Origin of the sequence: Nonomuraea sp. NPDC003804, from assembly GCF_040610675.1 — a bacterium.
Lineage (GTDB): Bacteria > Actinomycetota > Actinomycetes > Streptosporangiales > Streptosporangiaceae > Nonomuraea.
In genome coordinates this window covers 34,552-57,219 of the sequence record NZ_JBEXMT010000020.1, presented here as the reverse complement: position 1 = coordinate 57,219, position 22,668 = coordinate 34,552, and the positions used below count along the sequence as shown (strand labels likewise).

The window sequence follows — 22,668 nt, the reverse complement described above, 5'->3', positions numbered from 1 at the left end:
CCTTTACGCGACGCCCCGATCAGCCGCCGGGCGAGTGGCGGGCTCGGGCACGGGCCGCGCGGGACGGCGGCGCCGCTCGCGCAGGATGGTCTTCAGCACCCTGATGCCGTCGCGGACGGCGTGCAGGTTGCTCTCACCGTGAATCCGGCAGCGCTCATGACTGGGCACCTCGTGCACGCGCAGGCCCGCCTTGGCGGCGCGCACGTTCATCAGCGTCTCCACCTCGAAGCCGTCGCAGTCGAGGTCGAGCACCGGCAGGTGACGGGTCCAGAAGGCGTTGTAGCCGTAGCACAGGTCGGTGTACTTGGTCCGGTAGAAGACGTTGACCAGCGTGGTCAGCACCTTGTTGCCGAAGTAGCGGCTGAAGGTCAGGTCGTCGCTGCCGCCGCCGGAGATGTAGCGCGAGCCCTTGACGAAGTCGGCCCCGGTGACGAGCGCGCCCACGAACGAGATGATCTCGTGGCCGTCGGTGGAGCCGTCGGCGTCGATCATCACGATGATGTCGCTGGTGCACGCGGCGAACCCGGCCGCCAGGGCGTCGCCCTTGCCCTTGCCGGTCTGGGTGACGATCTTGACGTTCGGCCTGAGCCTGCGGGCCACGGCCACGGTGTCGTCGACGGAGTTGCCGTCGACGAGCACGATCTCGTCGATCCACTGCGGGATGGTGGCGAAGACGTGCGGCAGGTTCTCCGCCTCGTTCATCGCGGGCACCACCACGCTGACGGTCGGGGAGATGGCCAGGTGAGGCGTGAGCGGTGTGAACCGCTCGATCGGCGGCATCGATCGCAGGGCCGCGCCCTGGACCTTGTGGCCGTTGGTCTTGATGATGTCGGGACTCATGGTGCGCTAGTTCCTTCCGGGACCTGTCGCTGCCGTACGGACCCGGGGCCATCCGCGATCACACGGATCGTCAGGAATGGCAGAAGTGACGAACGGTGCATGAAGGGTCCAAGTGGAGTGAGGGTGCCAATGGTGCTGCTGGTGGTGCCAGTGGTGCTGGTGGTGCAAATGGTGCTGGTGCTCGTGCTGGTGGTGCTGTGCTGCCGAGGGACGGGGGCGCTCAGCGCGCTCCCGTAGGTTCCTTGGCCACTCGTTCCGATGACGAATCGGACTGCAGAGTCGTGCGCACCCGCCCGAATCCCTTCAGTACGCGATCGGCCACCTTATAGAGAGACGGTCGGTCCAGCACGATTGTTCGCGCCTTGTTCACGGGAGTCCTGCCGATCCAGTGGACGGCGGCGGCTGCGGACGGGCGGGACACCCGTCCCTCGGAGACGTAGAGGACTCCGCTCTTCAGCCAGTCCTTGTACTCCTTGCCGCCCTTGCCCATGTCCACGGCGAGCAGTCCGGCTCGCGCCGCGTGCTCGGCCATCTGCAGGTGGTGCACGATGCCGGGGGAGTAGCGGGCGAACTCGGTGTCGTAGGCGGGGAACCAGCCGACCAGGGTGGTCGCCGTGCGCAGTCCGAAATGGCCTGCCACCGGAGTGTCACCGGCGTAGAGCATGGTGAGGACACCGGAGAAGTCGGCGGAACGCTCGGCGTGCATCAGGTCGATGAGCTCCACGATCCACGGCTGGGCGAACCTGTCGACCCTGCCGGTCCTGCGGTACTGGTCGGACTTCCAGTTCAGAAGCACGCGCAGCACCTCGGGATCGGCCGTGCCGTACTCGAAGCGCAGCTCGCCCTGCTCCCTGCCGAGCTTGCGCTCCTTGTAGCGCACGGTCTTCAGGTTCTTCGGCGAGTTGCTCTTGACCTGCTCGATCCAGGCGTCGAAGCCGTCGGAGAAGTCCATGATCGGAGCGGGCCGGACATCGGTCTCGTACGGCGCGAACGTCGGCTGACCGGCGACCATGTGGTCGAAGTCGAAGACGCTCAGCTTGGCGGCCCGCAGGAGGGCCTTCGTGTCCATCTTCAGCCCGGGGGCCGAGATCAGGCCATGACACGTGGTGAGGAAGCCGCCGAGCGGCTTGCCGATGCCGAAGCTGTGCCGTTCGTAGGGGAAGAAACCGGCGATCGAGTCGCCGTCGTGGATGACGGCCACTCTCACGTAGTCACGCAGGCGATCCATGGCGAGCGCGAACTCGATCGACAGGAAGGGGTTGTCCAGCGAGGGGTCCGCCTTCTGCAGCTCCCGCCATCGAACCCGCTCGGGGTCGCCGAGTTCGCCGGGGCGAACGATCGAGATTCTCACCGTGACCTCGCCCCCAGATCGCTTTGCATGTTCTTCCCCCGATACAACACGCGCAGTACGTACATGAACCCAGCGAGCACGGCGACTGTCGCAACGCCGGCCCGTGGGGACCATGCGTCGAACAGAAGCATGGCTTGGGCAAGGAGAACGTTAAGGACGAGACTCGCCGCGGCTCCTACTGATAGTGCGGCAAGAGGGTCACGATCACGCAACAGTCCGACTACCGCAGCACCAGGAACGACCAAGAGGAACAAAGAGATCAGAAGTGGACGCAATGGCGTCTGGATATCGGCGAGCGCGATCACCGCCCCCGCGATGCACGCGGCCGCGAGCACCCACGTGAGCGCCCTCCACTTGCTGATCATCTCCCCACTCCCGGTTGCTAGCTGGCGTAGACGTGACTGATCACATAGTTCATGGGATCAACCATGTATCGGGCTCGTCAATGCCGACGTCTGGCGGCAGCTCCAGGTTTACCGGACATGCCAAGATTCCAATGTGTTGTTCAACACACTGTCAAGAGCGTCCCACACTGCGTGGCCCCCAGGCCCACTAGCTTGCCCTATCGCGGGAGATCATCATCGCGTGAAGTCGGGTTTGTTGGTCATTGTCGCCAAATTGAGCTCTTAATCACCTTGCGCCTCATGCGTCGCCGTGCTGTGCGCCACACCTGGGTCCGGTGTTTCGGACGGTACAGAAGAGGTCGGATCGTCGGTCGGCTCGGGGACATGGCCGTCCTGCCCGCTCCAGGAGACGGCGCAGGAACCACCGCCGCCGTTGGACCTGATCGTGACGGTGCCCGCGCCGCCGGAGCCGGGATCGTTGACCGTCACCCAGATCGACACCGACCGGCCCGCCTTGATCGACCCGCCGGAGGGGAAGACGTCGAGCCCGTCCGACGCGCCCGCGGTCCAGGTGACGGTGGCGTCGCGTGCGGCCAGCCGTACCGTGCCCGCTCCCGCGACCGTTCCCGGGCAGGTGACCGACAGCCTGGCCGCGGGCGCGGGCGGCCTGGTGCGGGTGATCGACGGAGCCGGGCGCCGGGTCGACGGCAGGGCGGCGGGGGTCCGCACCGGCCTGGCCGCCGTCCGCGACCGGGGCGCCCGCTCCTCCGTACGGCCCGCCGAGGGCGTCGGCTCGACCGTCTCCTCGCCGTCGCCCAGCGCTTCGGGTTCGGCCGGCGGCTCAGCCGAGGGGTCGGCGGGCGCGGGCTCGTCGGCGGAGGGATCGGCAGAGGGATCGGCGGAAAGAGCGGTGGTGGGCGCGATGCGCAGCGCGGCGGGCTCGGCCTGGCCGTTCATCACGATCATCGCCCCGGTGGCGGCCAGCACGCACGCCCCGACGGTCAGGACCGGCGCCAGGCGGCGCGGCCTGCGGCGGGAGCGGCGCTCGGCCATCACGGGGAAACCCGTCCTGTCGAAGCTGTCGCCGCGCTCGGTGATCAACGTGCGGGTCTGGTCGCGCTCCGGGCTGGTGCAGGTCTCGATCACCCTGCGGCGCAGCGAGATCGGCGGGAAGGCGACGGGCACCATGTCGAGGAGCCTGCCCGCCGAGACGTGCCGGTGCCTGCCCTCGGTGCAGACCTCGCAGCCGCCGATGTGCCCCGACAGGCGGCGGCGCAGGATCGGCGTGAGCGGCCCCTCCCACGAGTCGACCATCGCCGACAGGTCGGGGCAGTGGGCGCGTCCCGTCCTGGCCAGCACGACCGCCGCGGCCGCGTTCTCCAGATGGTCGCGCGCCCTGCCCAGCCTGGTCGCGGCCTGCCTGGAGGTCAGCCCGAGCACCGCCCCCACCTCCGATGGGGTCAGCCCGTGCCGCAACGAGAGCTCGAGGACCTCACGCTCGCCCCTGCTCAGCTCGCCGAGCGCCTCGTGCACCAGTTCGGCCAGCTCGGGGTCCTCCGGGTCGTCGAGCACGGGGGGCGGGGTGCCAGGCGTCCGGGGGGTCTTGGCCACGCTCTGGAAGCGGGTCAGGGCGTACAGCCATGCCCGCAGCCTGCCGCTCTCCTTCAGCTGGTCGGTACGGCCCTGCGCGGTCACCAGCGCGTCGTGCACGGCGTCGGCGGCGGCGGCGCGGTCGCCGGTCAGCGAGCAGGCGTAGTCGTGGAGCCGCTCGGCGTAGGCGTCGTAGAGGTGGGCGGGAGCGTCGGGGTCGGCCCGGCGCAGCGCCATCACCAGCCGGTGATCGTCGGCGCGGTCGACAGTAGGCCATCCGGGCACGGATCTTCCTCCCCGCGGGCGAGCTCCTTCTCACAGCCCCACGCGGGTAGGACGTCCCCTTCTGGAGAGGGGTTGCCCTGGCATAACGACCGGGTATCGGTGCCTGTGTCAGCGGCAGTCGGGCGCGCACAGGCGCCGCTTCATGCCCTGCACGAAGAACTTGCGGACATCGAGGATGTTCTCCGCGATGTAGGCCTCGCCGCCGCTGGCCGCGGCCAGCGCGTCCATCTGCTTCCTGCCCTTGGGCGCGTCCGGCCCGAAGGCGATGATCAGCAGGTTGACCGGGCGCTTGGGGTCGTACTCCTTCTCCAGGAACTCCACCATCTGCGCGTTGGTGACCTTGCCCGTCGGGTCGTCGTTGCCGGCGCCGTCGGTCAGGACCAGGATCGTGTTGATCTTGTCGCGCTCGTAGGTGTCCTTCATCTCCTGGTAGGCGGCCATCAGCGTGTCGTTGAGGCCGGTGTCGCCGGTGGCCTTGGCCTGCACCGTGGCCAGCTGCTGGCCGAGGATCTGCTTGCGGGGCACGCCGTCGACCATCTCGCTCAGCGGTCCGACCGACACCAGCTCCTTGTAGTCCTTCTGGCCGTCGAGCAGCGTCGAGAAGCTCCAGACGCCGATCTCGCTGTCGGCGGGGAACAGCGCGAGACCCTCGCCGGCGATCTTGGTGATCGCCTGCATGCGGGTCATGCCCGCGCCCGGGATGGGCAGCGCCATGGTGCCGGAGACGTCGAGCAGCGCCAGCATCCTGGTGCCCAGGTTGAGGCGCGACCAGGTCTGCCGCATGCTCGCCACGTTCCTGGTGTCGGGCGAGGGCAGCGCCTGGGGGGCGGCCTGCTCGAAGCCCTTGTCGGCGGCCAGCGCGCCGCCGCCCTTGCCGTCGGGCGTGCGGAAGCCGTGGTCGCGCAGGGTCTTCTTGGCGGGGTCCGTGGCGAGCTGCTGGGTGAAGGCGGCGGCGGCCTTCTGCGTGGCGGCGTCCTTCGCGGTGACGACGACGGGGTAGTCGAGGCTCAGCGTGCCGTCCTCGGGATAGAGCGGGACGACGGGTGAGGCGGACTTCTTGTTGTTGTGCGCCCAGATGCTCTGCTCGGAGGCGACGCCGATCGGCACCCGGCTGCCCGACTTGACGGTCAGGCTGGCCAGCAGCGCGCTCGGGTCGGCGGCGATCTGCTCCGACAGCTTCTTCAGCGCGCCGACGAGCTGCTCGTCGCCCAGCCCCGCCTTCTTCGCCGCGCCCGCGGCGGCCACGAGCGCGCCCAGCCCGGCCGAGTTCTTGGCCGGATCGAGCGCCAGGACACGGATCTTCTTGGCGACGCCGTCGGCGTTGGCCACGTTCGTCACGCTGATGAGGCTCTGCCAGCTCGGCTTCAGGCTCTTGGTCAGGTTGGCGGCGGCGCTCTTGGCGGCGACCAGCACGATGGGGGAACTGGCGACCGATCCGGTGGGCGCGGGCAGCGTGACGCCCGACTCGGCCTCGCGCAGCATGTCGACCAGCAGGCTGGAGTCGGCGATCCACATGTCGGCGTCGAACTTGCCGTTGGCGAAGCTGTTGGCCGACTTGGCGGCCGACTCCTTGACGACGGTCACGCCGACGCACTTGCCGTCCACGGCCTTGCCCGTCTCGTTGAACGAACCGGCGATCTTGTTCAGGGCGGGCGCGATGTCAGGGGTGGCCACGACGCGCAGCGCGAGCGGATCGCCCGAACAGCCGCGCTCCCTGGTGAACAGGACGAAGGCGGCGACACCCAGCAGGACGGCGAGCGCCACGGCACCCGCCAGGGGGACCAGTACTCTGCCGCGCCCTCTGCTGGGGCGCCGGCGCGGGGAGGTGTAGCCGTCATCGAGCTCGTCTGTACGGTGTCGCCCCACGTTGCCCTCTTTGGTGTCGATAAGTTCGGGTCACCATACCGGGAGAAACTCCGCGGCGCTGACCGAACGATACTCGGTGCGCTTGGTGTGGCAAAACCAGTGATGTGGTGCATCGATTACCCAGCGTGCCGGTCAGTGGCAGCAGTCGTGACCACGCCACGCGCGCGTTCCCTCGCGCACCGCGACCACCGCGAGAGCCGTCGCCACCGCGGGATCGGCCCACCAGACGCCGAAGGTGTTGAGCCACAGACCCGCCAGGACACCGGCGGCCATCGCCGCGCAGATGAGGTTCTGGGCGCCCTCCCCGCGGGTGGCCGGCGAACGCAGCCGGGCGCCCAGCCGTCGCTTGGCCAGCCCCAGCACGGGCATGCTCACCAGGCTCACCGACGTGACCACGACGCCGAGCACCGTCGGCGCCGCGCGGTGGCCCGCGTCGAGGTCGTACAGCACGTGCGCGACCAGGTACGGCGCCAGCAGCCAGAAGCTCACCGCCACCGCGCGCCTGGCCCGCTCCTCCGCATGGGGCGACAGCGTCCGCGAGCCGGTGAAACGCCACACCACGATCAGGCTGGCCAGCGCCTCGACGAGGGAGGACAGCCCCCATCCGATCAGCGCGACGGAGTGCGCGGACAGCCCGGCCGCCAGGCCGAGCGTGCTCTCCAGGCCGAGCCACACCAGCGTGACGACCGACAGGACGCGGGCCCGCGCCGCGTCGCGGAGCCAGGCGGCTGACGGGGCCGGTGCGGAAACCAGACAGTCAGGCACCATGATCTCCCTATCACGCGGTCAATGACAGCGCTCCGTACACTACTCACTACCCTCCGTTATGGTGGAGTTTCTGTGCAAAGCTCGGTCAAACATCACAGGGGAGTGTCCGTGCCGTTCACACCGAGCCATGTCGCCGCCGTCGTCCCGCTGTTCAGGGTGCGGTGGCTCGATCCGTGGGCGCTCGCGCTCGGCGCGATGGTGCCCGACCTGCCGATCTTCCTGCCCTTCCTTCCCGACTACTCGCTCTGGCACTCCCCGGCCTGGGTCGTCACGGTCGACCCGCTCGTGGTGTGCGTGCTGGTGGCCGCCTTCGCGGGCCTGTTCCGGCTGCCGCTCGTCGCGCTGCTGCCTCCGGACCTCGTGGGCAGGGCCGCCTCGCTGCGCCCCGCCCCGCGGACCCTGCCCCTCGTGGCGGGCGCGGCGGCCGGGGCGGCGACCCATGTGTTCTGGGACTCCTTCACCCACTCCTACAGCTCGGCGATCTGGGGGTGGACGTGGCTCGACCACGAGGTGCTGGGCGTGGTCACCGTCTTCCGGCTGCTGCAGTACATCTCCTCGGTCGCCGGCCTGGCCTTCGTGACCTGGTGGGCGTGGCGCGGCCTGTCGCGGATGGCCGACGTCCCCCCGCCCGAGGGGCTGGTCCTGCCCGAGCGGGTACGGCGGGCGGTGCTGTGGGCGGGCGTGGCCGGGTCCGTGGCGGGCGCGGTCTGCTGGCCCCTGCTGAACCCGCCGGACGGCGGGCTGGCCTCCCTGGTCACCAGACTCGGCGCGGGAACGCTCGTCGGGTCGTGCCTGGTGCTCATCGTCTATGCCGGGATCTGGCAGCTCAGGCGGCTCATGGCAGTATTCGACGGTGCCTGAGTACGTATCCGACGCCCACGACCCCCGCCTGTCCGACTTCACCGGCCTGCGCGACGTGGAACTGCGCAAGAGCCTGGAGGCCGAGCAGGGCCTGTTCGTCGCCGAAGGGGAGAAGGTGATCAGGAGGGCGATCGGCGCGGGCTATCCCGTGCGCGCCGTCCTCACCACCGAACGCTGGCTCGAGTCGCTGGCCGACGTGCTCGGCGGCGCGACCGTCTACGTGGTCTCCGAGGGGGTCATGCAGGGCGTGGCCGGTTTCCAGGTGCACAGGGGAGCGCTGGCCTCGATGGAGCGGCTGCCCGTGGCGCCGGTGGCCGAGACGCTCACGGGCGCGTCGCGGATCGTGGTCCTGGAGGATCTGGTCGACCACGGAAACGTCGGGGCCATCTTCCGGTGCGCCGCCGCTCTGGGGGTAGACGCGATCATCCTCTCGCCCCGTTGTGCTGACCCTCTCTATAGAAGATCGGTCAAGGTGTCGATGGGAGCGGTCTTCGCGATCCCCTACGCGCGGATGGACAACTGGTACGAGGGGTTGGAGGAGATCCGCGCGGCGGGCTTCCAGACGCTGGCGTTGACCCCTGATCAGAGCGTCACGCCTATAGATGCTGTGGAGATGGGTGATCGGGTGGCGCTGCTGCTCGGGTCGGAGGGGGACGGGCTGTCCTCGCGCTGGCTGCGGGAGGCCGACGAGCAGGTGTGCATCCCGATGAGCCCGGCCGCGATGGAGGCGGGGGTGGACTCGCTGAACGTGGTGGCCGCCGCCGCGATCGCCTGCCACGGCCTCATGCGCGGCACCTCCATCCGTCCAGGTGGGCAACAACCGTAACCCGGGCGGCGAACTCGGGCATGACGGGGCGTTCCTCGCAAGATCGGCGACGATGCGGAAAGTGTAGGGCGTGAACGCTCGGAATTAAATTCTTGACGACATTAATTAGTTGACTCTACGGTGACCGGCATGCCGAGAAGCCAGGACCCCGGGACGCCCATCACTGGCCCCACCGCCGCCGCGATCTTCACCATGGTCCTCACCCTCGGCCCGGTGAGCAGGGTGGACCTCGCCCGGCTGGCCGGCCTGTCACCGGCCGCGGTGACCAAGACCGCGCGGCCGCTGATCGACGCGGGATACCTGAAGGAACTGGCGCCCGTCGAGCGGACCGCCCCCGGGGCGGGCAGGCCCGCCAGCCCTCTGGCGATCGTGCCGGAACGCGAGTACTTCGTCGGCATCAAGATCACCGGTGACGATCTCATCGGCGTGGTCACCGACCTCGGCGCCCGGGTCGTGGCCGCCCGTCACCACCCCGTCCCCGGCTTCGACGTGCGGACCGACGCCCCCGGCGCCCCCATGGAACCCGCCGACGTCGTCGCGGCCATCGCCGCGCTCGTCACGGAGCTGCTGGACCAGCACCCCGACTTCCGGCAGCGGGCCCGCAGGCTAGGCGTCGCCATCCCCGGCGACGCCGACCGCGACACCGGCACCGTCCGCTACTCACCGTTCCTCGGCTGGCGGGACGTTCCGCTCGCCGCCCTCCTCGAGGAGGCCACCGGGCTCACCACGACCCTGGAGAACGACGTCAAGGCCCTCGCGGTCGCCGAGCAGTGGTTCGGTGAGGGCATCGGCGCCTCCTCCTTCGCCCTGGTCACCGTCGGCACCGGAATCGGCAGCGCGTTCGTCGCCAACGGCGGTCTCATCTCCGGCGCGTTCGGCGTGTCCGGCGAGATCGGTCACGTGCCGATCGGGATCGAGGGGCCGCAGTGCCACTGCGGCGCGATGGGTTGCCTGGAGGCGCTGGCCTCCACCCAGGCCCTGATCACCGAAGCCCGCCGGGCCACCGGCGTCGAGGACCTCACGATCAGCCAGGCGGTCGAGCGGGCCCGCTCCGGCGACCAGGTGCTCCGCAAGGTCTTCGGCACCGTCGGCCAGGCCATCGGGCTCGGGCTGGCCGTGGTGGCCAACCTCTTCGGCCCCGAACGTCTCGTGGTCTCCGGCGAAGGGCTCGACGCCTACGACCTGCTCGAGGAGTCGATCCGCGAGGCGTTCGCGGCCCAGGCCTACGGCAGCGCGGGGCGGTGCGGCCTGATCATCCGCCCGCTGCCGTTCGAGGAGTGGGCACGCGGCGCGGCGGCCGTCGCCGTCCAATCCCTCGTCACCCCCGCCGGCTAGCGCCGTACCCCAGAAGCCGTACCCCAGAAAAGGCCCACACCGCGGTCCCCGGAGAAGGGCCCACCCCGCGGCCGCCAAGAGAAGGCCCACCCCGTGGCCGACAGGGCGCCTCCGCCCCTGCAGCCCTGCAGAAAGGAACCAACCCCCCGATGAACACCTTCACCACCTCCCGCCGCGCCTTCCGCAACTTCTACCTGAAGTTCCCCCAGGAGATCGAGGAGGCGGGCCGCCTGGACGGCCTGGGCCATCTGGGCGTGTACTGGCGGGTCGCGCTGCCCAACTCGGGCGCCATGCTCGCCTCGCTGGGCGCGCTGTCGTTCCTGGAGGCTGGAACGCCTTCCTCTGGCCGCTCGTCATCGGCCAGGACCCCGAGTCGTGGACCGCCCAGATCGCGCTGTCCACCTTCCTCACCTCGCAGACGATCAACCTGCCGGCGCTGTTCGCCGGGGCCGTCGTCACGATCCTCCCGCTGATCGTGGTCTTCCTGATCGCGCAACGTCACATCGTCCAGGGCATCGCCGCCACCGGCATGAAGGACTGAGCGAGCCTCCCTCCACCCCCCGCGACGTCGCGGTCCTCGCGCGTCACTCTCCCCTCCGAGGTGCCTCATGAGAATCAGAGCACTGTTAGCCGTCCTCGCCACCGCTGTCAGCGGCCTGGCCGTGATCCCCTCCTCCGCGTCCGCCGCCGAGCCGGTTCCCCTCACGGCGTCCTGGGAGGGACCGCTCAGCACCCGGGGCCGCTACATCGTGGACGCCACGGGCAAGCGGTTCAAGCTGCGGTCCGGCAACTGGCACGGCGCCAGCGGCACCTGGACCGGCAGCGGCGACGACGAGGACCCCGCCAACAACTACGCCTCGGAGACCTCCCACCGGGTCCCGCTCGGCCTGGACCGCGTCCCGATGAGCAGGCTGATCGCGGACTTCCGGGCGCTCGGCGTCAACAGCGTCCGCCTGCCGTTCTCCAACGCGATGATCAACGACGCGCGACCCGTCACCGACGCCGGCGTGGCGGCCAACCCGGACCTGCGCGGCCTCACCCCGCTCCAGGTCTACGACAAGGTCGTCGAGGCGCTCACCGCCGACGGGCTCGCCGTCATCCTCAACAACCACACGACCACCACCCGCTGGTGCTGCGGCGTCGACGGCAACGAGCGGTGGAACAGCAGCCAGAGCACCCAGAAGTGGCTGGACGACTGGGTGTTCATGGCCAGGCGGTACCGTGCCAACAACCGGGTCGTCGGCGCCGACCTGCGCAACGAGGTGCGCCGGGACACCTGGGACAATCCCAACTGGGGCTCGGGCGACGACCACGACTGGGCCGCCGCCGCCCAGCGGGCCGGTGATCGCATCCTCGCCGAGGCCAACCCGGATCTGCTCATCATGATCGAAGGGATCAACTGGTCGGGGATCCCGCTCGACGGGGTCTGGCACGACAGACCGCTCCTCAAGCCGGTCGGCACGCTCTCGCAGACCCTCGTCCGCTCGCACAAACTGGTCTACGCCGCGCACTTCTACGGCTACACCGGCCCACAGCACACCGGCGCCGAAGGCCTCGGAGAGACCCACGACCCCCGCTATCGCGACCTGAGCCGCTCCGACCTGTTCGCCGTCATGCGCGACACCGCCACCTACGTGGCGACCACGCCGGACCGGCATTTCACCGCCCCCGTGTGGATCAGCGAGTTCGGCGTCGGCAAGTCCGCCACCGACAAGGACAAGGCCTGGTTCGCCGCCATGGTCGACTTCCTCATCGACGCCGACGTGGAGTTCGCGTACTGGCCGATGGTCGGCTTCCAGGAGAACGACCAGGGCAACACCTGGGGCCTCGTCCGCTACTCGGCCGACGGCGGGCTGCGCAGCGTGCTCGACACCGGCGACTGGCGGGGCGCGCACTGGCGTCGCCTGATCGCCGCCGCAGGACACACCGGGCCGGTCGCCCCTGTCCGCACCTGGTCGATGCTGCGGGCCATCCACGACGACGCGAACCAGTCGGCGCGGATGCGGGCCCAGGGAGACTGGGACTCGGGCGCGCGCAAGCTGTCATGCCCTGACGACCAGCGCCTGATCGGCGTCAGCCAGAAGGGCCAGGGCGGCCTGTGCACCGACGCCGGAGCGGCGGACCTGTGGGCCTCCGGCCCGGCGACCGTGGTGACCAGTGAGAACGTCACGACCGACTGGGCGTCGGGGTTCACCAAGTACCAGTGCCCCGCGGGCCAGTTCATGAACGGTTACAGCCTGCGCGGCGACCGGGTCTCGGCTGTCCTCTGCGCTCCCGGGCGGGTCCCGCTCGCCGGGGCAGGACGGACGCTGTGGGACGACCGGGGCGACAGCCGTCCCGCCTCCGGTGAGGGCGGCGACTACGCTTACGGCTACCGCAAGGCGCAGTGCGCCTCCGACGAGTACGCCGCCGGGATCGCATTCTCCTACAGCGCCGGACGCTACGGCACGCCGGACGCCCTGTACTGCCGCAAACTCTGAAAGGCCGCTGTCCCTTGTCCGCTCTTCCCCCCTCCCTGCGGGCGGCGCTGGTCCGGCCGGTGCCGCCCGGCGGGCTCGGCTCCCTCCAGCACGTCGTGTTCTTCATGCAGGAGAACCGCTCCTTCGACCACTATTTCGGCACACTGCGTGGAGTGCGCGGGTTCGGTGACCGTAACGCCATCACGCTGCCGGACGGCCGGCCGGTGTTCGACCAGTCCGGCGTGCTGCCCTTCCCGGTGCGCGCCGGGACCGGCGGCCGGGACCTGACCGAGGGCGACCTCCAGTACGTGCAGGGCGTCGACCACGAGTGGGACACGGGGCAGCGGACGCGCGGCGGCGGCTGGCAGGACGGCTGGATCGCGGGCAAGGGGCCCGGCGCGATGGTCCACTTCGACCGCGGCGATCTGCCGTTCCAGTTCGAGTTGGCCGACGCCTTCACCCTGTGCGACGCCTACCACTGCTCGATGTTCGGGCCGACGAACCCCAACCGGCTCTACCACTGGTCAGGCACCGCGGGGATCGAGCCGTCAGGGCGGCGCACCACCGGCAACGACGCCTGCGAGGAGGACACCCATCCCGGCTACACGCACACGTCCTACCCGGAGAGGCTGACGGCGGCGGGCCGTACCTGGCGGGTCTACCAGGAGTGGGACAACTACCAGTGCAACTCGCTGGACTACTTCGTCTCCTTCAAGGAGGTCGCGCGCAGGGCCTTGGCGCACACACCCCATCGGAGCCTGCACTCCTTCTACACCTGCCTGCTCCGGCTCCCCGCGACTGATCGGGAGGAGATGCTCGGGGCGTTGCGGAAGGGGGTCGCGGAGCTGTCCCCTGCCGACCTCGACGCCTACGAGCGGGGGCTGTCCAGGGTCGAGCCGGGGCGGCTCGCCGCCTCCTTCCGCGCGGACGTGGCCGAGGGACGGCTCCCGCAGGTCTCCTACATCGTCGCGCCGGAGGCGTACTCCGAGCACCCGGACCCGTCCAGCCCGGCCCACAGCGCCAACCTCGTCTACGACATCCTGGACGCGCTCGCCTCGCATCCCTCGGTGTGGGAGCGGACCGCGCTCTTCCTCACCTTCGACGAGAACGACGGCTTCTTCGACCACGTGCCGCCACCGTTGCCCCCGGAGGGCACCGAGGACGAGTTCGTCGACGGGCTTCCGATCGGGCTCGGCTACCGGGTGCCGATGACGGTCGTGTCACCGTGGACGATCGGCGGGCACGTCTGCTCGGAGGTGTTCGACCACACGTCCACGATCCGTTTCGTGGAACGCTGGCTCGGCGTCGCGGAGCCCAACATCACCTCGTGGCGACGCCGCGTCGCCGGCGACCTCACCTCGGCCTTCGACTTCGACACGCCCGCGCCCGCGCCCCCCACACCGGACGCGGGCACCGGCGCGGGGGCGCCGCAGGCCGTCCTGCCGGAAGCCGGCGTGGCCGGGGAAGCGCCGCAGGCGGGTGCGGGAGTCGTCGTGCCACCGTTCCGGGTGCGCTGGCCTGCCACGCCGCCCACCGTGGGACGGCTCGCCACGCAGGAGCCCGGCACCCGGCCTGCCCGGCCACTGCCCTACCGGCCGGAGGCGTCCGCCGTCCTGGCGGGGGACGAGCTGATCGTCACCATGACCGACGCCGGGGAGCGGGGCAGCCATTTCGCCCTCTACCCGTACGCCGGGGAGTTCCGGTTCCCGCGCCACTGCGACGTGCTCGGCACGCTGTCCCTCACCGTCCCCGTCGAGAGCGGCGCCTACCGGCTGCTTCTCACCGGCCCGAACGGGTTCCGGCGCGAGTTCGCCGGGTCGGGCGCGGGCCCGGCCGCCGACGTGGCGGTGTCCTCCCGCGGTGACGGGCACCGGCTCACGATGACGATCCACAACCCGGGACCTGCCCCGCTGACGTTCACCCTCGAAGCGTTCGCCTACGACGCCGGTCGGCGGGACGCGGCGGTCGCCCCGGGAGACAGGGCGGTCATCTCCTGGGACACCACGTCAGGTTGGTACGACCTGCGGCTGACCGTCGCCGAGGACCCGTCCTTTCACCGCCGGCTGATGGGTCACCTCGAGAACGGCCGGGCCGGCGTTTCCGGCTAGCGCGGTCGAAAGAGATCAGGAAGGCGGACACCCCGCCACGGGCTCATGCGCGGCGCCGCCGGGCGGGGGTCGCGGCGCCGGCGGAACGGTCGCCGTCGCCGGGCCCCTGGCCGGCGACCATGTCCGCGGTCACGGCGGTGGTGGCGGCCAGGCCCGCCAGGAAGACGGTCCAGAGGAAGGGCAGCCAGTCGGGAAAGGCGTAGACGTGCCGCATGAGGTGCACCGACCAGGCGGCCAGCTCGACGATGACACCGGCGGCGATCGCGCCCGCGACGACGACGCCGAAGCACCGCGCCACGTCCCGCGGGTGCATCTCGTCCGCGATCAGCTCCCTGGTCAGGTGGACGACCGCGAGGCAGGTGGCGGTGAAGCCCACCAGGCAGGCGGCCGCCAGCAGCAGGCCGAGGGCGAGCGCCGTCCAGGAACTCGCGGCGGCCTGCGCGAGCCACGGCCACGCGGTCTGGAGCCACCACGCCATCGCCGACTCGACGGCGGCGTTGACCGACACGCGGCTGATCGGCGCGGCCATCGCGATGCCGAGCACGATCAGCAGGTAGAGGGCCACCTTCAGCACGTTGTGCGGACCGACCGCCCAGAAGAGGACCACGAGCATGATCGCCAGCAGCGGCCGGTCGATCCAGGGCGATAAGTTTGACTTCGTGACCAGCGGCGGCGGGAGATAGAGGAGCGGCAGCACGTCCTTCTCTCCCCGCACGTACGGCATGAACCCCGCCGGGTTGCTCTGGTAGATCTCCCAGACCTTCCACATCACGTTGGTGATGTAGAGGACGACGAGGAAGCGCCCCAGCCGCACCCGCCGTGACGGGCCCCGTGAGATCCAGATGACGCTGAAGGGCGAGATCACGACAGCGGCCACCCGGTCCGGCCACTGCCTGCGGGGAGCGCTCCATCCCGAGCTCCTCGACGACTGCTTCCGCGCTCCCAATGGCACGTCTTCCTCCGGCCGCGTCTCCAGGATCCCGATGGCGTGCGCTTGAGCTGTCTCCAGACTATGGCGCCGGGTGCCGTCGCGGCGGTCGCTCGGCATGACGATCGCCCGTGGAGTTCCCGGCGCGGCGGCGACCCGCTCGGTGCCGCCGCCGCGCCGTCATCCGTCAGGGGCTGGTGGTGGCGATCTGCTCGCTCGCGTAGTCGAGCAGCGAGGCCGCCGTGGCGAAGCGTCGGGAGTCCTGGTCGCCCAGGAGCACGCCGATGACGCGCCGGCCCTGGCGTTCGGCGGCGAACAGCAGGCAGAAGCCGGCCTTGGCGGTGTAGCCGGTCTTCACGCCGATCACACCCTCGCTCTCACCCAGCAGCTTGTTGGTGTTCGTCCAGGTGTGGGCGCGGTGGACGGCGGTCTTGGCGAGCTTGTAGGTCTTCTGGGACACGACGGTCCTGAACGTCGCGTTCTCCAGCGCGACCTTCGCGAGCCTGGCCTGGTCGACGGCGGTGGAGTAGCCGCCGTTCCTGGGCGCCGGCAGGCCGTCGGCGTTGGTGTAGAGGGTGTCGGCCAGGCCCAGGCCGCGGGCGGCGGCGTTCATCTTGGCGACGAAGGCGGCCGTGCCGGGGCCGTAGGTGCGGGCGAGCGCGTTGGCGGCGTCGGCCCCCGAGGGCAGCATCAACCCGTAGAGCAGGTCCCTGACCGTCACCTTCTCGCCGGTGCGCAGCCTCGCGCTGGTGGCGCCGTTGTCGGCGGCGTGCCGTACGTCGGCCTTGGTGATGGTGACCACGTCGCCCAGGTCGCCCTCGCGCAGGACGACGTAGGCGGTCATGACCTTGACCAGGCTGGCGACGGGCACCCTGCGGGTCTCCCGCTTGGCGACGTGGACGGTCCCCGCCGAGTCCACGACGTAGCCGATCCGCGCCTTCACCTGCGGCGCGCCGGCCGCACGTGTCGCCGCCTGAGTCGGCGGGGAGAACCCCACGAGCAGGGTGAGCGCCGCGGCGGCGGTCAGTAGTCGAATACCCCCTATACGCATGACAGACATCGTGACAGGTGATCACCGGTTGATATGCGGAACTTGACCCTATGGCGGGAAAACGCGGTCGGAGACGCGGGTAATTGACCCCTAGAACCGTCATATCGGGGGAGATCGCCATGGCAGGCAAGTTCGTCATCACCAAGGACGGGCGCGGGGAGTTCCGCTTCAAGCTGGTCGCGGGCAACGGCCAGACCATCGCGGTCAGCGAGGGCTACACCACCAAGGCGGCCTGCATCAACGGCATCGAGTCGGTCCGCAAGAACGCCCCCGACGCGACGGTGGACGACACGACGCTCGCCACGGTCTGAGCGCCCGGCCCTCGTCAGGCGGCGAGGGCCTTCTCGCTCCTGCGGCGCCTGCGCCACATGACGAAGGCCGTGACGGCGCTCACCACGATCACCGCGGCGACGGCGGCGGCAAGGGGGGAGTGCGTGGCCAGCTCCAGCCAGCCCCAGATCACCGAGTAGAGCGCGAACGAGGTCACCGGCACCCAGGTCAGGCAGCCCAGCGCGCTGGCCACGACGTACCAGGGATAGGAGATGCGCAACACCCCCGCCACCCAGGGCAGGGTGTGGCGCAGGACGGGGACCCAGAAGCATGCGTAGACGGCGAGCGCCCCCCACTTCTCGACGACCCTCTCGACGGCGCGGATGCGCTCACGGGGAAGCTTCGCGCCGAACCTCGACTCGTACAGCTTGTCGCCGAGCTTGAATCCGATCCAGTAGTAGGCCTGGAACGCGCCGAACAGCGCGACCGCCCCGACCACCACGATCAGCCAGTACGGCAGGCCGAACAGCGAGGCGCGGGTCGGGTCGGGGATGGCGATCGCAATCTGCCGCATAACCAGACACCACCACCCGAAAGATTTCTTAGGCCAGCCTAACCTTAGGTCATCTGGCCGACCCGCGCCACCCGCCTCCCACGCTACCCGGGATCGCGCCCTGGACCTGCCGAGGGGAAGCGCCCAGACACCTGCAAGCCGCCATCAAGTCGATCCCAACCCTTCTCCCGTACAAAAGGGTTGAACGAGAAGAGGTGCGATCATGGGGACGCGAAGCAAGGCGGTCCTGGGAACCGGATCCTCCACGGCGGCCAGGCTCCTGGTGGGCGCGCTCGCCTTCACCGCCGCCTACGCCGGCGCGTCGGCCTACGGCATCGCGAACTCCACGCCGCGACCCACGACCACCGTGGCCCTCTCGGCCACCGTCCTGCCGATCGTCGAGCAGGCCGATCCCGAGGCCGGCACCATCACCGTCAGCCCGCTCAGCGGCAGGGGCGCCGCCTGCGACAGGGACTTCCTGGCCCGCTCCGTGGTGATCAACCCCGAGGCGGGCCGCACCCTCATGTACCACTGGCGGCTGACCAGGTGGAGCGCGGCCACCAGGTCGTGGAGGACCTACCAGGCCGAGCACGCCGGCTTCGCCGGCGCGCGCAGGACCGTCAAGTGGCAGCTCAGCGTCCAGGACAACCCGGGCTGGTACCGCGTCGAGCTGCGCGTCGCCGGCACGGAACGGCCGATCAGGTCGGACCGGATCCTGGTGAGTTGCTGACGGCCCGCTGCGCCGCCTCCACCCACCGCTGCACCCCGACCCTCCTGGCCACCTCCAGAGCCTTGTGGTAGTGGTCGCGGGCCGCGGCGGGATGGTCGAGCCTGACCGCCAGGTCGCCGAGGGTCAGCGCCACCGGCCACAGGGCCACCACGCCCGTGCCGGCGCCCGCGATGCGGTCGGCGAACGGCTTCAGCTTGTCGTAGCAGTCGACCATCCGCTCGCGGTCGTCGAGCAGCATGCCCGCCAGCGCCCGCCAGGTCATGGCCAGCTCGTACAGGAAGTCGGGCCGCACCGGCGGCCTGGTCGCGGCCACCGCCTTGGCGTCCTTGAGATGGCCCGCCGAAGCCAGGGCCAGCGCGTAGGCGTCGAGGGTCCACTTGGCGCCGCGCTGGTGGGCCTCGCCGAGGAGGTCGACCGTCTCCGCGGCCCTGCCGTCGACCAGGTGCAGGCAGAACGTGGTGATCAGCGGCAGGTCCTGGCGGCCCTCCAGCATGCCGGCCCGCGCCGTCATCCTGGCCGCCTCGCGGTAGGCCCGCTCGGCGCCGGCGTAGTCGCCGGCGATCATCAGCCGCTGCCCTTCGTACCAGGCCACGACCGCGGCCGGAGCGGACAGGTCGTACTGCTTGGCCAGCCGTTCGGCGGCCCGCGCGTGCTCGTCGGAGACCGAGAACTCGCCGCGCGCCGCGGCGCACTCCAGCAGCACCAGGTGGGCCAGCGCCTGCACCGCCATCTGCCCCGAGCGCTGGGCGACCTCCAGCAGCTCGCGGCCGATGCTCTCGCGGGTGTCGACCGCGGGGATGTCGTAGGACTGGCGCAGCCGGCCGCTCAGCGCCGCGGCCAGCAGCGTCGGGTCGCCGCTCTGCCTGGCCAGCTCCAGGGCCTCCAGCGACGCCTGCCGGCCGCGCTCGGGCGCCGACGATCCCTCGAGCTCCAGCGCGAGGGTGGTCAGCAGGCTGGCGCGCAGCGTCTGCTCGCCCTCCGGCAGCTCGATCAGCGCCCGCTCGGTGACGTCGACGATCTCCCACGCCGTCCGGGTGAAGTCGCGGGCCATGCCCTTGTGCGGTACGGCCAGCGCCGCGGCCACCTTGGCCGTCAGCACCGGGTTGTTCAGCGGCAGCGCCAGGTCCATCGCCTCACGCCGCTTCAGCCTGGCCGCCGTCATGTCGCCGCACAGCGCCAGCGCCTTGATCTGGGCGAGCATCAGCTTGAGCCGCTCGGCCGCGTCGCGACTGCCGGTGCGGTCGAAGGCGGCGATGGCCTGCTCCCACAGCGTCGCGGCCTCGCGGTGGGCGTAGCGCCGCTCCGCCTGCTCGGCGGCCAGCCCCGCGTAGTGGACGGCCTTGTCGGCGACGTCGGCGACGAAGAAGTGGTGCGCCAGCGCCGCCACCTCGGCGGGCCTGCGCTGCTCGATGACGTTGGCGACGGCGGCGTGCAACCTGGTGCGGCGCAGCCGGGAGGCGTCGGAGTAGACGGTGTCGCGCACCAGGTCGTGGTCGAAGCGCAGCATCCCGGGGCCCGGCTCGGTGACCAGGCCGGCCAGCAGCGCCGCCTCGACGGCGTCGACGACCGCGTCCTCGTCGCCCGACACCTCCACGAGCACGTCGACGTCCACGTCGCGGCCGATCACCGCGGCCTGCAGCAGGATCTGCTGAGCCCGCTCCGGCAGCCGCGAGATGCGCCGCCGCAGCACGTCGCGCACGCCCGAGGGAACCTGGGAGGCCACCTCGGCGGCGGTCGCGCGCTCGCCGACCGCCTCGGCGTCGAGCAGCCGCACGGTCTCACGCACGAAGAACGGGTTGCCCCTGGTGCGCTCGACGATCGACTCGACGGCGTCCTCGTCGACCTCGCGAATGCAGGTGGCCCGCACCAGCTCGGCCACCGCCTTCGGGTCGAGACCCGACAGGCTCACCCTGACCGGCCCCAGCCGGGCCAGCGCGGCCAGCACGTCGGACTGCCGGTCGTCGAGCTCGCTGTCGCGGCAGGTCACCACCAGCAGCACCCTGCTGGTGGCCAGCAGGCTCGGCAGCGCCCTGAGCAGCGCGAGCGTCTGGTCGTCGGCCCAGTGGAGGTCCTCCACCGTGAGCAGCACGGGCGAGCGGCGAGCCACGCCCGCGATGTAGCCGCCGACCGCGCGGTGCAGCCGGAACCCGCCCGACGCCTCGTCCTCGTCGGGGTCGCTCTCGCTGTCGTCGAGCAGCGGCGCGAGGAGCTGGCCGTACTCGCCGGCGCCGTTCTCCTCGACCAGGCTGCGCAGGATCTCCACCCACGCCCAGCCGGGCGGGGTCGCGCTGGAGTCGGGGCAGGCGCCCGACGCGGTGGTCCAGCCGTCGCCCTTGAGCTTGCTCTCCAGCTGGCGCAGCAGCGTCGTCTTGCCCGCGCCCGCGTCGCCGGCGACGATCGCCACCTCGAAGCGCCCGGTCCTGGCGGCCGCGCCGGTCAGCCTGGACAGCTCGGCGTCACGGCCGATGAACGGCTCGGGCTCCAGCGGGGGCGGCTCGACCGCCGTGGTCGCCCGCGGCGGCCACGTGTCGGCGACCGGCGCCGGTTGCCTGGCGGGCCGCGGCACGGCGGCCAGTTCGAGGTCGGGCGCCTGGGCCAGGATGTCGGACTCCAGCTTGCGCAGCGCGGGACCCGGGTCGATGCCCAGCTCGTCGGCGAGGATGCCACGCGCCCTGCGCAGCGCCGCCAGCGCGTCACCCTGCCGGCCGCACCGGTAGAGGCCGAGGGCGAGCAGCCGCCAGCCCTCCTCGCGCAGCGGGTTCTCGCCGGTCATCGCCTCCAGGTCGGGCACCGTCTCGGCGTGCATGCCCAGGCGCAGGCCCGTGTCGGCGTAGCGTTCGCGCGCCACCAGCCGCAGCTCGGTCAGCCTGTTGACCTCGGCCTCCGCCCACGGCTGGTCGGCGAAGTCGGAGTACGGCGTGCCGCGCCACAGCCCGAGCGCCTTGCCGAGGCTGGCCCTGGCCGACTGCGGGTCGTCGGTGTCGAGGTACTCGCCCGCCGCCCTGACCAGTTGCTCGAAGCGCAGCGCGTCGACCTGCTCGGGCGCCACCCGCAGCGCGTAGCCCGAGGCGACGGTCACCAGCAGCCTGTTGGGCCCGCCGCGCGGCCTGCCCGGCTCGAGCACCCTGCGCAGGCGGGAGATGTAGACCTGCAGGCCCGACTGCGCGCCCTTGGCCGCGTCGTCGTCCCACAGGTCGTAGAGCAGGGTGTCAACAGGCACGACCTGCCCTCTGGCCACGAGAAGGCGGGCGAGTACGGCCCGCTGCCGCAACCCGCCGAGGTCGAGTTCGTCGTCGCTGGTGCTTTCGTACGCCTCGACTGGCCCCAGAACCCGGAACGCCACCATGTCAGCCGCCACGCTATGTGTGCTTCCGAATCACGCACAAGGTCTTTGTCATGTTCGCGATGGTCACGGCTGCGTTTCCATGTTCGTGTGTCGGCTCTCCTGACGAGTCCTGCGGTTCCTGCCCAGCAGTGCCCATGCGCCGAGAGCCAGCCCGCCGAAAGGGATTTCGACAGTGTACGTCCAGAAACCGAACAGCAGCGCGGTGGCCGTGGCGGCGGCGACGTCCACGCCGAAGGCGGTCGTCAGCAGCAACACGACACCCCCCTCCATGAGCCCCGCGCCACTGGGTGTGACCAGGACCGCGGTGAGAACCCGGGACAACGCGAAGACTGCGATCGATTGTGCAAGACCAGGATACGCGCCGGTGGCCTGCATACAGCAGATCATGATCAGCCACTGCAGCACCAGGAAGGCGGTCATGCCGGCCGACAGGCGCGCCCACCGGGTCCTGACGACGCCCGCGGTGTCCCTGCGGAGCCGCTCCAGCGCGGCGGACGCCGAGAACTTGAGGTGGGTCGGCCGTACCAGCGCGTCGAGGGCGCGGCCGAGCAGCGCGGCGGCGCGATCCCAGTACAGCGCGGCCGCCACGACCGCGACGAGGGAGAGGATCGACAGGGCGCCGATCCACCCGGCGTTGGCCACGGTCGGGTTGGGCGCCTCGCCCGCGATCAGCAGCGCGATGATGCCGACGGCGGGCAGCAGGAACCTGAACATGGTGTTCCAGATGCCGCTGACCAGCGTCATCACCACGATGGCCCGGTTGCCGAACCCCCAGCTCCTGGCCATGGCGAAGGTCAGCGCCACCCCCGCGGCCCCGCCGAAGGGCAGCAGGTTGCTGACCGCGCTGCCCGCGGCGTTGAGCGTGAGGCCCTGCAGGTTGTTCAGGCCGGGCAGCGAGTTCGTCAGCACGAAGGTGTAGGCGAACAGGCTCGCCAGCCACACCGCGGCCATCAGCGCGATCACGCCGGGGTGCATCGCCGCGAAGATCGCGCCGATCTCCGCCCACGAGACCTTCTTGCCGGTGAGCGTCTGGACGATCTGCGGCAGGTAGACGACGAGCGTCGCCGCCAGTCCCAGCGAGACGACCGACAGGGTGATCCGGAGCCATGAGTTCTTCATCGACACCACCCTGCCCCGGCGCGCGGGTGCTGAGCGTC

At 70.7% G+C, this 22,668-nt stretch carries 19 protein-coding genes; 8 read left to right on the top strand and 11 right to left on the bottom strand.

The genetic code is table 11. From position 1 onward, the window contains the following. Positions 1-3 precede the first annotated feature (3 nt). The 6 genes from ABZX22_RS26135 to ABZX22_RS26110 form a co-directional block, all read right to left on the bottom strand. Positions 4-840: a glycosyltransferase family 2 protein gene (locus ABZX22_RS26135; protein WP_354913602.1), complete on the bottom strand. Its 837-nt coding sequence runs from the start codon at positions 838-840 to the stop codon at positions 4-6. Positions 841-1,060: 220 nt separating this feature from the next. Continuing rightward, positions 1,061-2,191: a GNAT family N-acetyltransferase gene (locus ABZX22_RS26130; RefSeq protein WP_354913600.1), complete on the bottom strand. Its 1,131-nt coding sequence runs from the start codon at positions 2,189-2,191 to the stop codon at positions 1,061-1,063. After that, a complete protein-coding gene (locus ABZX22_RS26125) occupies positions 2,188-2,556 on the bottom strand; it encodes a hypothetical protein (protein WP_354913599.1) in 369 nt (122 codons plus the stop codon). The genes ABZX22_RS26130 and ABZX22_RS26125 overlap by 4 nt, the downstream gene beginning before the upstream one ends. A gap of 261 nt (positions 2,557-2,817) precedes the next feature. Then, positions 2,818-4,410, bottom strand: a complete 1,593-nt coding sequence (locus tag ABZX22_RS26120; RefSeq protein WP_354913597.1) for a sigma-70 family RNA polymerase sigma factor — start codon at positions 4,408-4,410, stop codon at positions 2,818-2,820. A 108-nt stretch (positions 4,411-4,518) separates the two neighbouring features. Continuing rightward, positions 4,519-6,276 carry a substrate-binding domain-containing protein gene (locus tag ABZX22_RS26115; RefSeq protein ID WP_354913595.1) on the bottom strand — a complete coding sequence of 586 codons (1,758 nt, stop codon included), beginning with the start codon at positions 6,274-6,276 and terminating at the stop codon, positions 4,519-4,521. A gap of 132 nt (positions 6,277-6,408) precedes the next feature. Next, positions 6,409-7,044: a cation transporter gene (locus ABZX22_RS26110; protein WP_354913593.1), complete on the bottom strand. Its 636-nt coding sequence runs from the start codon at positions 7,042-7,044 to the stop codon at positions 6,409-6,411. A gap of 108 nt (positions 7,045-7,152) precedes the next feature. Here ABZX22_RS26110 and ABZX22_RS26105 point away from each other — a divergent pair, with 108 nt between their 5' ends. From ABZX22_RS26105 to ABZX22_RS26080, 6 genes are all read left to right on the top strand, one after another. Continuing rightward, a complete protein-coding gene (locus ABZX22_RS26105) occupies positions 7,153-7,905 on the top strand; it encodes a DUF4184 family protein (RefSeq protein WP_354913591.1) in 753 nt (250 codons plus the stop codon). Further along, positions 7,853-8,731, top strand: coding sequence for an RNA methyltransferase (locus ABZX22_RS26100; RefSeq protein WP_354913589.1), 879 nt, complete (start codon positions 7,853-7,855; stop codon positions 8,729-8,731). Before ABZX22_RS26105 ends, ABZX22_RS26100 begins: the two co-directional genes overlap by 53 nt. 129 nt (positions 8,732-8,860) lie before the next feature. Beyond that, complete coding sequence (locus ABZX22_RS26095; RefSeq protein WP_354913587.1) at positions 8,861-10,066, top strand: ROK family transcriptional regulator; 1,206 nt, start codon at positions 8,861-8,863, stop codon at positions 10,064-10,066. 149 nt (positions 10,067-10,215) lie between these two features. After that, on the top strand, positions 10,216-10,539 hold the full coding sequence (locus ABZX22_RS26090; RefSeq protein WP_354913585.1) for a hypothetical protein: 324 nt from the start codon (positions 10,216-10,218) through the stop codon (positions 10,537-10,539). Between the two features lie 135 nt (positions 10,540-10,674). Further along, the gene (locus tag ABZX22_RS26085; RefSeq protein ID WP_354913583.1) at positions 10,675-12,546 is read left to right on the top strand and encodes a cellulase family glycosylhydrolase; all 1,872 of its coding nucleotides are present in this window, start codon (positions 10,675-10,677) and stop codon (positions 12,544-12,546) included. Positions 12,547-12,560: 14 nt separating this feature from the next. Further along, positions 12,561-14,633, top strand: a complete 2,073-nt coding sequence (locus ABZX22_RS26080; RefSeq protein ID WP_354913581.1) for a phosphocholine-specific phospholipase C — start codon at positions 12,561-12,563, stop codon at positions 14,631-14,633. A gap of 43 nt (positions 14,634-14,676) precedes the next feature. Here the strand turns inward: ABZX22_RS26080 and ABZX22_RS26075 are convergent, their stop codons facing one another. Further along, entirely contained in the window at positions 14,677-15,681 is a 1,005-nt protein-coding gene (locus ABZX22_RS26075; protein WP_354913579.1) for a hypothetical protein, read from the bottom strand. A 67-nt stretch (positions 15,682-15,748) separates the two neighbouring features. Further along, positions 15,749-16,612: a serine hydrolase gene (locus ABZX22_RS26070; RefSeq protein ID WP_354913577.1), complete on the bottom strand. Its 864-nt coding sequence runs from the start codon at positions 16,610-16,612 to the stop codon at positions 15,749-15,751. Between the two features lie 119 nt (positions 16,613-16,731). Between ABZX22_RS26070 and ABZX22_RS26065 the strand changes: the two genes are divergently transcribed. After that, on the top strand, positions 16,732-16,923 hold the full coding sequence (locus ABZX22_RS26065; RefSeq protein WP_354913575.1) for a YegP family protein: 192 nt from the start codon (positions 16,732-16,734) through the stop codon (positions 16,921-16,923). Between the two features lie 14 nt (positions 16,924-16,937). Here ABZX22_RS26065 and ABZX22_RS26060 read toward each other — a convergent pair whose 3' ends face one another. After that, positions 16,938-17,456 carry a VTT domain-containing protein gene (locus tag ABZX22_RS26060; protein ID WP_354913573.1) on the bottom strand — a complete coding sequence of 173 codons (519 nt, stop codon included), beginning with the start codon at positions 17,454-17,456 and terminating at the stop codon, positions 16,938-16,940. 202 nt (positions 17,457-17,658) lie between these two features. On the opposite strand from ABZX22_RS26060, the gene ABZX22_RS26055 reads away from it, so the two are divergent. Further along, complete coding sequence (locus ABZX22_RS26055) at positions 17,659-18,165, top strand: hypothetical protein (RefSeq protein WP_354913571.1); 507 nt, start codon at positions 17,659-17,661, stop codon at positions 18,163-18,165. On the opposite strand, the gene ABZX22_RS26050 is transcribed toward ABZX22_RS26055, so the two are convergent. Together ABZX22_RS26050 and ABZX22_RS26045 are read right to left on the bottom strand one after the other, a co-directional pair. After that, positions 18,134-21,523 carry a BTAD domain-containing putative transcriptional regulator gene (locus ABZX22_RS26050; protein WP_354913569.1) on the bottom strand — a complete coding sequence of 1,130 codons (3,390 nt, stop codon included), beginning with the start codon at positions 21,521-21,523 and terminating at the stop codon, positions 18,134-18,136. The two genes, ABZX22_RS26055 and ABZX22_RS26050, sit on opposite strands and share 32 nt — an antisense overlap. Positions 21,524-21,574: 51 nt before the next feature. Then, positions 21,575-22,630 (bottom strand): lysylphosphatidylglycerol synthase domain-containing protein, encoded by a 1,056-nt coding sequence (locus tag ABZX22_RS26045; RefSeq protein ID WP_354913567.1) that lies wholly within the window; start codon positions 22,628-22,630, stop codon positions 21,575-21,577. Positions 22,631-22,668 lie beyond the last annotated feature (38 nt).